The organism is Pantoea sp. CTOTU49201 (assembly GCF_032054795.1).
GTDB classification, from domain to species: Bacteria; Pseudomonadota; Gammaproteobacteria; order Enterobacterales; family Enterobacteriaceae; genus Pantoea; species Pantoea symbiotica.
Map to the genome: position 1 here is coordinate 1 of NZ_DAMBSA010000269.1, position 6,691 is coordinate 6,691.

A 6,691-nucleotide genomic window follows, 5' to 3' on the forward strand; every position below is an offset into this window, starting at 1 on the left:
GTGATTCGGTCGCCATGAATGGCGACCCTACAACGGATTGGCTCCGTTTTTGTAGGGTCGCCATTTATGGTGACCGAAAAGGCTCAATTAACGAGTCTTACGCCAAAAAAGGCGAGTCAACAAAGCACACAACAACACATCACAATAAATGGGGTAAACATGATTTTCTCTCCTATTCGTCGCCAAATGGTGATGGGCATGATGGCGGTCGCGCTGGTTGCGGGCGTTAACACTAAATCCTTCGCCGCCGAAGATTTGCTGGCAAAAGTGAAGAGTAAAGGTGAGCTGCGCGTCGGTCTGGAAGGCACTTATCCGCCGTTCAGTTTCCAGGACGAAAAAGGCCAGCTGACCGGTTTTGAAGTGGAATTCGCGCAGGAGCTGGCGAAACATCTCGGTGTGAAAGCCGATCTGCGTCCGACCAAATGGGACGGCATGCTGGCCTCGCTGGATTCCAAACGCATCGACGTGGTGATCAATCAGGTCACCATCTCGCCAGAGCGTAAGAAGAAGTATGACTTCTCCACGCCGTACACCATCTCTGGCGTGCAGGCGCTGACGCTGAAGAAAAACGCGGCCACCGTCACTAAGCCGGACGATCTGGCTGGCAAGAAAGTCGGTGTTGGCCTTGGCTCCAACTACGAGCAGTGGCTGAAAGATAACGTGCCGAAAGCCGATGTGCGTACCTATGATGATGACCCAACCAAGTATCAGGATCTGCGTTCAGGCCGTTTAGATGCCATTCTGGTGGACCGCTTAGCGGCGCTGGATCTGGTGAAGAAAACCGGCGACACCATGGCGGTGGCTGGTCCGGCCTTTTCCCGTCTGGAATCAGGCGTGGCGCTGCGTAAAGGCAACGACGATCTGCTGAAAGCCATCGACTCCGCCATCGCGGACATGCAGAAAGATGGCTCGCTGAGCAAACTGTCTGAGAAATGGTTCGGCGCGGACGTCACTAAATAATGCAGGAAAGCTTACAACTGGTGCTGGATTCAGCACCATTTTTACTGAAAGGCGCGCTGTTCACGCTGCAGCTGAGTATCGGCGGGATGTTCTTCGGCCTGATACTTGGCTTCGTGCTGGCGCTGATGCGCCTGTCGCACTTCTGGCCGATCAACTGGCTGGCACGCATCTACGTGTCGATTTTCCGTGGCACGCCGCTCATCGCCCAACTGTTTATGATCTATTACGGACTGCCGCAGTTTGGTATCGAGCTGGATCCGATTCCGTCGGCGATGATTGGTCTGTCGCTGAACACCGCCGCTTACGCTTCTGAATCATTGCGTGGCGCAATTGCCGCGATTGAGCGCGGGCAGTGGGAAGCCGCTGCCAGCATCGGCATGACGCCGTGGCAAACGCTGCGTCGCGTGATCCTGCCGCAGGCCGCGCGCACCGCGCTGCCGCCGCTGGGCAACAGCTTTATCAGCCTGGTGAAAGATACCTCGCTGGCCGCCACCATTCAGGTGCCGGAGCTGTTCCGTCAGGCGCAGCTGATCACCTCACGGACGCTGGAAGTGTTCACCATGTATCTGGCGGCCTCGCTGATTTACTGGGTGATGGCGACCGTGCTGTCGGCGTTGCAAAATCGCCTGGAAGCGCATGTGAATCGACAGGATCGGGAGGGCAAATGAGTGCAATTGAAGTCCGTCAGCTGGTGAAGCAGTTTCACGGCCAGACGGTGCTGCACGGCATCGATCTCGACGTGGCGCCAGGCGAAGTAGTGGCAATTATCGGGCCGAGCGGCTCCGGTAAAACCACGCTGCTGCGCAGTATCAATTTGCTGGAAGTGCCGGAAAGCGGACGTATTAAAGTCGGTGATATCGCCATTGATGCGGCGCTTGGTCTTAATAAGCAGAAGCAGCTGGTGCGCCAGCTGCGTCAGCAGGTTGGCTTTGTGTTCCAGAACTTCAATCTGTTCCCGCACCGCTCGGTGCTGGATAACATTATTGAAGGGCCGGTGATCGTCAAGGGCGAACCGAAGGCGGAAGCCATCGCGCGGGCGCGCAGTTTGCTGGAGAAAGTAGGTTTGCACGGCAAGGAACAGAGTTTCCCGCGTCGTCTCTCTGGCGGCCAGCAGCAGCGTGTGGCGATTGCGCGCGCGCTGGCGATGCGTCCGGAAGTGATTCTGTTCGATGAGCCGACGTCGGCGCTTGATCCTGAACTGGTGGGCGAGGTGCTCAACACCATTCGCGCGCTGGCGCAGGAGAAACGCACCATGGTGATCGTCACCCATGAGATGAGCTTTGCGCGTGACGTCGCGGATCGCGCCATCTTTATGGATCAGGGACGCATCGTGGAGCAGGGCGCAGCAAAGGAGCTGTTCAGTAATCCGCAGCAGGCGCGTACCCGGCAATTTCTCGACAAGTTTTTGAACCAGTGATTTAAACGCCAGGTCACCATAAATGGCGACCCTACAAGTCCATGCGCATCCTGCACGTTACATCGTAGGGTGCGCATTCATGCGCACCGCTTAACCGCTCATCGATATTTCTACTCAATTGCAAGACGTTCATTAAAGAAATAACCGGTTTTTACTCATTATCTGCTGGTCTTTATCTCTCGGTTTTATCCTAAAGTTAATTTCAGAATTAAATATAACGCAATGAATCTAATGATAAATTAACGTTCTCTCGCCTTAGTGCTTCCGAGATTTTTCTTATTAGGAAAGTCCTGATTGAGACATCTTTGTAAATATAAATAATTCTTTACAAATTCATGGCGCAATTAGGACATAGCAATGACGACTGCCAGGAAAGAGGTCCTCTGGATCAACACGCTCAAAGGGGGCTGCATTTTGATGGTGGTGTTACATCACTCCATCATCACCACTTTCGCGCCTTCGCTGCACCATCTCACCGCTGGACTGCTGCCAGCGCACTGGTGGGTGGCGTTTAACACCTATCTGTCGCCGCTGCGCATGCCGGCCTTCTTCTTTGTCTCCGGTTTGCTGGCCGCCAGTTCCATCACCAAAAAGAGCTGGAAAGAGGTGTTCACCAAGAAGTTCAGCAACATCGTCTATCTCTACCTGCTGTGGGGCGTGATTCAGTGGTTAAGTATTCACTACATCTCCACGCATCTGGGTGAACGGCTCTCCAGCACCAAAAACGCCGCCTATGCCGACACGCCGTTTGAGTTCGTTAAGCTGCTGATGACCTCAATGACCAGCCTGTGGTATCTCTACGCGCTGGCCGGATTCTTCCTGTTTACCAAGCTGTTCCACAAACAGAAACTGGCCTTGATGGCGCTGGCGATTGTCGCCACCTACGCGGCGCAGTTCAGCCTGATTCCCGGCTGGGGACCTGCCAGCGTGGCGCAGAACTATCTCTACTTCCTGCTCGGCGTGTTCTTCAGCCAGGCGTTGATTGAGTTGAGTGAGCTGAAGCGTCAGCACTGGTTGATGCTGGGCGGCATTGCGCTGATTGGCCTGCTGCATCATGTTGGCGGCATCTATAAAAATCCGTTCTACAGCCTGCTGACCATCGTGTTTGGCATTGTGCTGTGCCGCTTCCTCAATGAACGATTCAATATGGCGTGGCTCAACTGGATTGGCCGCAACACGCTGCAAATCTACGTGCTGCACCGCATCTTTATTGAGCTGCTGGGGCTGAGTGCGATCGTGCTGGCGGTGCATTATGGCTGGTTTGACAATACCGCCTTTAGCTGGGCATGGGCGCTGCTAATGCCAATTACCGGCGTTGCATTGTGTACCAGTATTTCGCTGCTGGTGTGGACGCTGCTCAATCGTGGTCCGGGCCGCATGCTATTTCTCTATCCGCGCCTGTTGCGTAAATCTGCGCTCGAAAGCAAAAGCGCGCCGCAGCAATAATTTAATCGGGCCAGTTTTTTTGGTCCTGATTTTGTTTGTTATTCGGTCGCCATTAATGGCGACCCTACAACGTAAGCTGCGCTTTTCCACATATCATACGTCGTAAGGTGCGCATTTATGCGCACCCTCTAACACAGTGCTATTATCCCTGCTTATCCATTTGCCACATTAAATAATTCTTTATTTAGGATTTGAATTTAATCTGGCATAAGAAAGGGTGGATTGTTCTTAATTTCCCTGCGCGACGCCGCTCACACTTATTTTACTTAATAACCTTTTAGTGACTCTAATTAAGGCAAATTTCCTTAGCCTGCTCAGGGTTCTATTTTTGTCTGGATCTGTAAAGTATTGTTATATCAGGACCACAAAAAAACATTTAGGACTTTCGCTACATCATGCCTTCGCCCGCTGTTTAATAATCGTTGAATAATCATAAATGCATCAACGCTTATTTCCTCAACCTTCTCCTTTAAGACCTACACAGCAACAGCAGCGGGAGTCATCATATGAATAACGCCAGGAAAGAAGATATCGCATGGATAAATACCCTCAAGGGAGCCTGCATATTACTGGTGGTGTTGTATCACACCGTATTACCTGGATTCGAAGGTACGGTTAAATTATTGACGGCGGGTTGGATCCCGGCAGAAATATGGGTGCAGTTTAATACCGTATTGTCGCCGCTGCGTATGCCAGCGTTTTTCTTTGTATCGGGTTTATTAGCCACGAATGGTATTTTAAATCGGCCGTGGAAACAGGTGTTTACCAGCCGCATCACCAACCTGTTCTATCTCTATATTCTGTGGGGCTTTATTCAGTGGTGGTCGATTGTTGGCATCTCAACGGAGATCACCGGACAGCGTATTTCGCAGAACCTCAATGCGGCGTATGCCGGTTCGCTGCTGGAGTTCTTAAAGCTCACGTTCCTCGCCATGAGCACCTCGTGGTATCTCTACGGCTTAGCGCTCTATTTCCTGTGCGCCAAAATCTTCAAACAACAGAAAGTGGCGTTGCTGGTGGTAGCAATTGCGCTGAACTATCTGGCGGTCGAGAAGATCATTCCGTACTGGGGACCACAAAGCGTGGCGCAGTATTTCCTCTTCTTTTTGTTGGGTGCTTTCTGGAGCCCGATGATGCTGCGTCTCAGTGAATGGCGTCGTGACAACATTATGCCCTGGGCGATCCTGGCCGCGGTATCTGGCCTGCACGTCATCTTTGGCTTGGATAAGAGTTTGTTCATGTGCATCCTTGCGGTGCTGTTCAGCGTGGCAGCGTGTCGTTGGCTCAATGCGCACTTCAAAATGAGTTATTTGAATTGGGTTGGGCGCAACACGCTGCAAATCTACGTGATACACCGCATCTTTATTGAGTTCTTCGGCATGTCGGCGATTCTGTTCGCCCAGCGTCATCACCTGTTTGAGCAAGCGTGGTTCTCGATACTGTGGGCCTGCTTCTATCCGCTGGCGATCGTCGGGATCTGTTCGCTGTGTTCGGTGGCAGTGTGGCAAGTGACCAATCGTGGATTGGGGCAGTCGCTGTTTGTGTTTCCAACATTGATTGGGTTGAAGCGGAATAAGTCTGCGGCGTAAAAAAAGGTCGCCATGAATGGCGACCCTACGTTGTTACTGTTAACCGATGGTCATCAAACTCGCATTACCGCCCGCTGCGGCGGTATTGACGCTCAGTGAACGCTCAATCAGCAAACGTTCCAGCAGCAGATTGGTTTCACCTCGTGCAAAGCCCTGCACCGAAACAATCGCGCCATCGCGTGCCGCGATCTGCTCACACAGACTGCGTAGCTGATCGGCATCACCGTGATAAATCACCGCATCAAACTCCGCCGCCAGGGCATCCTTCACCAGCTTGATGTGCGCTTGCACCTCCGCTGGTAAAGACTTACGCAGCGCGCTATGAAGCTCATCATCCTGCCAGATGGCCTTGCTGCCGACGCTGGTCACTGCCGCCAACTGCGTCAGCGCATCTTCCGCGTTATCGGCGATGCACAGCACATGTTCGCGCGGCAGCAGGGTAAAGGTGTTGCGCTCGCCAGTTGGGCCCGGCAGCAGACGCACCGTTCCGGCCTGCGCCAGCTCGTCGTAACGCTGACACAGCGCCAGCAGCTCAGGTTTATCCTGCGCCCATTGCTGCAACGCCTGATGCGCACGCATCAACTCGGCACGCACCGTGCTGTCAACCGGACGCTCGGCATCCTGACGATCAAAGGTGATGCGCAGCGCACCGTCTGGACGATTGGCCAGCAGGCGATACAGATAGAGCGGGCCACCGGCTTTTGGACCGGTGCCCGACAAACCCTCGCCGCCGAACGGCTGCACACCAACCACCGCGCCAACCATATTGCGGTTCACATACAGGTTGCCGACTTTAGCCGTCGCCGTGACTTGCGCGATGGTTTCATCGATACGCGTGTGCACGCCGAGCGTCAGGCCATAACCCGACGCGTTAATCTGCTCAACCAGCTGCGGTAAGTTATTGCGCGAGAAACGCACCACGTGCAGCACCGGACCAAACACCTCTTTATCCAGATCGCTGACCTGATCCAGCTCAATCAGCGTCGGCTTGATAAAGGTGCCGCTGTTCCACTCTTTAGTATCCTGTGGATTCTCCTGCGCCGCCTGATACACCTTGAAGCCTTTGTTGCGCAGCGCCTGAATATGACGCTCGATATTGGCTTTGGCTTCGGCATCAATCACCGGGCCAATGTCGGTTGAGAGACGTTCCGGGTTGCCCATGCGGCATTCCGCCATCGCACCACGCAGCATTTTCAAGGTGTGATCGGCCACATCGTCCTGCACACACAGCAGACGCAGCGCCGAGCAGCGTTGACCGGCACTATCAAAGGCCGAAGCC

General features: G+C 53.6%; 6 protein-coding genes. 5 read left to right on the forward strand and 1 reads right to left on the reverse strand.

The features are described from left to right. The first annotated feature begins 159 nt into the window (after window positions 1-159). From tcyJ to RTY00_RS17190, 5 genes are all read left to right on the forward strand, one after another. Window positions 160-960, forward strand: coding sequence for a cystine ABC transporter substrate-binding protein (tcyJ, locus tag RTY00_RS17170; RefSeq protein ID WP_312665243.1), 801 nt, complete (start codon window positions 160-162; stop codon window positions 958-960). Beyond that, the gene (tcyL, locus tag RTY00_RS17175; RefSeq protein WP_064739084.1) at window positions 960-1,628 is read left to right on the forward strand and encodes a cystine ABC transporter permease; all 669 of its coding nucleotides are present in this window, start codon (window positions 960-962) and stop codon (window positions 1,626-1,628) included. The genes tcyJ and tcyL overlap by 1 nt, the downstream gene beginning before the upstream one ends. Continuing rightward, window positions 1,625-2,377: an L-cystine ABC transporter ATP-binding protein TcyN gene (gene tcyN, locus RTY00_RS17180; RefSeq protein WP_312665244.1), complete on the forward strand. Its 753-nt coding sequence runs from the start codon at window positions 1,625-1,627 to the stop codon at window positions 2,375-2,377. Before tcyL ends, tcyN begins: the two co-directional genes overlap by 4 nt. A gap of 357 nt (window positions 2,378-2,734) precedes the next feature. Beyond that, window positions 2,735-3,823 (forward strand): acyltransferase family protein, encoded by a 1,089-nt coding sequence (locus RTY00_RS17185; RefSeq protein WP_154189943.1) that lies wholly within the window; start codon window positions 2,735-2,737, stop codon window positions 3,821-3,823. Between the two features lie 506 nt (window positions 3,824-4,329). Continuing rightward, window positions 4,330-5,412 carry an acyltransferase family protein gene (locus RTY00_RS17190; RefSeq protein WP_312665245.1) on the forward strand — a complete coding sequence of 361 codons (1,083 nt, stop codon included), beginning with the start codon at window positions 4,330-4,332 and terminating at the stop codon, window positions 5,410-5,412. A 39-nt stretch (window positions 5,413-5,451) separates the two neighbouring features. Here RTY00_RS17190 and RTY00_RS17195 read toward each other — a convergent pair. After that, window positions 5,452-6,691, reverse strand: a 1,240-nt coding sequence (locus RTY00_RS17195) for an aldehyde dehydrogenase family protein (protein WP_312665246.1), incomplete at its 5' end; no start/stop codon positions are given.

What these genes read in the sequence shown, in the direction of transcription:
- RTY00_RS17185 (WP_154189943.1), top strand. Translation starts at nt 2,735, where the DNA reads ATGACGACTGCCAGGAAAGAGGTCCTCTGGATCAACACGCTCAAAGGG.
- tcyL (WP_064739084.1), top strand. Translation starts at nt 960, where the DNA reads ATGCAGGAAAGCTTACAACTGGTGCTGGATTCAGCACCATTTTTACTG.
- tcyJ (WP_312665243.1), top strand. Translation starts at nt 160, where the DNA reads ATGATTTTCTCTCCTATTCGTCGCCAAATGGTGATGGGCATGATGGCG.
- RTY00_RS17190 (WP_312665245.1), top strand. Translation starts at nt 4,330, where the DNA reads ATGAATAACGCCAGGAAAGAAGATATCGCATGGATAAATACCCTCAAG.
- tcyN (WP_312665244.1), top strand. Translation starts at nt 1,625, where the DNA reads ATGAGTGCAATTGAAGTCCGTCAGCTGGTGAAGCAGTTTCACGGCCAG.